Origin of the sequence: Agarivorans sp. (genome assembly GCF_050295395.1) — a bacterium.
Lineage (GTDB): Bacteria > Pseudomonadota > Gammaproteobacteria > Enterobacterales > Celerinatantimonadaceae > Agarivorans.
The window spans coordinates 1-2,366 of sequence record NZ_JBNKPP010000127.1; the positions used below are offsets into that span (position 1 = coordinate 1).

Below are 2,366 nucleotides of genomic sequence, written 5' to 3' on the forward strand. Positions count from 1 at the left end.
CGAGGTTTACAAGCTAGTCATTAGTCAGCGCGGCGCTTAGCGCTTAAGTGAATTAAGTTGAGTAAGAGAAGGCTGGGTAGCGCTGAGCAAGTAAGGAAAGAGAGAGAAGGCGGCGTAGCAGGGCTTAAGCTGCTACGCCTGATTGGTATTTAGTTAGCCCAGATAACTAAACTAAATAGTTTTTTACCACGCTTGATCACCGAGAACTTGCCGTAGAGGGCATCGCTAGCTTGTAGGCTTAATTGTGCATCGGTGAGCTTTTCGCCATTGACCGAAACAGCACCGTTACCGATGAATTCGCGCGCCATTTTGTTCGATTTAGCCAAATCGGTAGCGGTAAGTAGCTCTACTAAGCTGGCTTCGCTTTGCTCAAGTTGAGTAGTGGGCAGACCATCTTGCGCGAGCTGTTCTAAATCGGATTCGCTAAGTTCGCTTAAGTCGCCCGAGAACAAGGCTTGAGTAATACGCATTGCCGAAGCTAGACCTTCTTCACCATGGACTAAACGGGTCACTTCTTGGGCTAGAATGCCTTGGGCTTCTGGGCGGCCTTGGGCTGTTTTGTCACGTTCTTCAATGGCAGCAATTTCGGCTACGTCGATGAAGGTGAAGTAACGTAGGAAAGAGTATACGTCGGCATCGGCGGTGTTGATCCAGAATTGGTAGAAAGCGTAAGGCGAGGTTCGCTTAGGATCTAACCAGATGGTGCCGGTTTCAGTTTTACCAAATTTAGTGCCATCGGCTTTGGTCACCAAAGGCATGGTGAGGCCATACACTTTATTGCCGTACATGCGGCGCGCTAAATCGATACCACCGGTGATGTTGCCCCATTGATCTGAACCCCCAATTTGCAGGGTGGTACTTTTCTTGTCACTTAACTCGGCAAAGTCAAAAGACTGTAACAACATATAGCTGAACTCGGTAAAGGAAATACCCGACTCATCGCGGTCAATACGCTGTTTTACCGACTCTTTTTTGATCATGGCATTGACGCTGAAGTGTTTACCCACGTTGCGCATGAAGTCGATAACATTAATTTTGCCAATCCAGTCTAGGTTGTTAATTACCTCGGCTGCGTTGTCTTGTTCGCCGAATTCGATGAACTGGCTGACTTGTTTTTGTAGCTTGCCGACCCAGCCAGTCACCACTTCGTCACTGTTGAGTTTACGTTCTGCGGCTTTGAAGCTGGGGTCACCAATTAAACCGGTGGCTCCGCCTACCAAGGCGAGGGGTTTATGGCCAGCTTGTTGGAAGCGTTTCAGCATAAGTAATGGTACTAGGCTACCAATGTGTAAGCTGTCTGCCGTAGGGTCGAAACCACAATACAGGGTACGGGCTCCACTAGAAAGGTGTTCGGCCAGTTCTTCATCGGCAGTGCATTGAGCAACTAGGCCGCGAGCCTTAAGATCTTCTAATAATGGATTAACCGTTGTTGTCATAATTTAACCTGTATGTATTTCTGAACCCTTAGGGGTAATGAACAATTTTCGAGCCGAAGATTCTACACTTAAGTCTTTGCTAAAAAAACTGCTGAGTGACATCAAGCGTAGCTAAATCCTTGTTTATTTAATTTTTCCGCTAATTAGCTCTTCTCTTAGGTCGAGCGGGGCGACAATCGTGCCCTCACCGGCAAAACTTGGCGCTATGGCTAAATCGAAGCCATCCTCCGCCATGCCGGGTAGCCATTTGTCTTTAAGCTCATCGATATTGATGGCCAAGGCCTTGAAGCTGGCGTGGTCTTTACTCGCCCAGTGTTCCGCTAACGCGGCATCGCTCCATAACAACAGCACTTTTTCGTTACCGGTTTCGATGATGAGGCAGCCCTGCTCATCACTTAGCGTCCATACTTGCTGCTGGCTGCGCGCCTGCTCGATAAAATGTTGGTAGCGCTGTTTAGTGGTGAGGCGGTCATGTTCTTCGATAACTGAAAGCTGGCTCATTGGGTTTTCCTAAGTAAGATTTTAGCGGCGCGTAGTATAACAGTTTCCGGCAAGCAAAATAGTCTCGCTTTATTCATGCTTATTGATCTATTCCGGCGACCTCAGGGCGCGTCAGCGCTAGACTGGCCGCGAAATGTTAAGGCTGACTTTAGTCGATTGGAATAAGTAGTTGTTGTGCAGTTAGATTTATATGTAAATACTCTGGGGCGTCATATTAAGCAGCACTTTAGTGGGCGGGTTCGCAAACTCAGTGTTGATGGGGATTTCACCTGTCCAAATCGTGATGGCAGTATTGGGCGCGGTGGTTGCACCTTTTGTAATGTCGACGCCTTTGTTAAGCCTAAGCAACAGCAAATGTCGATAGCTCAGCAGTTAAGCGAGCGTAAGGCCGAGCTAAAACACAAGGACATTCGTTATCTCGCCTATTTT

Annotated in this window: 2 protein-coding genes and 1 pseudogene; 1 reads left to right on the top strand and 2 read right to left on the bottom strand. The window is 47.8% G+C overall.

All coding sequences use genetic code 11. From position 1 onward, the window contains the following. Positions 1-149 precede the first annotated feature (149 nt). Both tyrS and ACQY6Q_RS07510 read right to left on the bottom strand, forming a co-directional pair. Entirely contained in the window at positions 150-1,436 is a 1,287-nt protein-coding gene (gene tyrS / locus ACQY6Q_RS07505; RefSeq protein WP_427979738.1) for a tyrosine--tRNA ligase, read from the bottom strand. Positions 1,437-1,559: 123 nt separating this feature from the next. Then, positions 1,560-1,937: a DUF2750 domain-containing protein gene (locus ACQY6Q_RS07510; protein ID WP_427979740.1), complete on the bottom strand. Its 378-nt coding sequence runs from the start codon at positions 1,935-1,937 to the stop codon at positions 1,560-1,562. A 174-nt stretch (positions 1,938-2,111) separates the two neighbouring features. Here ACQY6Q_RS07510 and ACQY6Q_RS07515 point away from each other — a divergent pair. Further along, positions 2,112-2,366 (top strand): annotated as a pseudogene (locus ACQY6Q_RS07515) (TIGR01212 family radical SAM protein); the annotation flags it as partial.

Coding starts and splice junctions, on each gene's coding strand:
- tyrS (WP_427979738.1), bottom strand. CDS start 1,436: ATGACAACAACGGTTAATCCATTATTAGAAGATCTTAAGGCTCGCGGC.
- ACQY6Q_RS07510 (WP_427979740.1), bottom strand. CDS start 1,937: ATGAGCCAGCTTTCAGTTATCGAAGAACATGACCGCCTCACCACTAAA.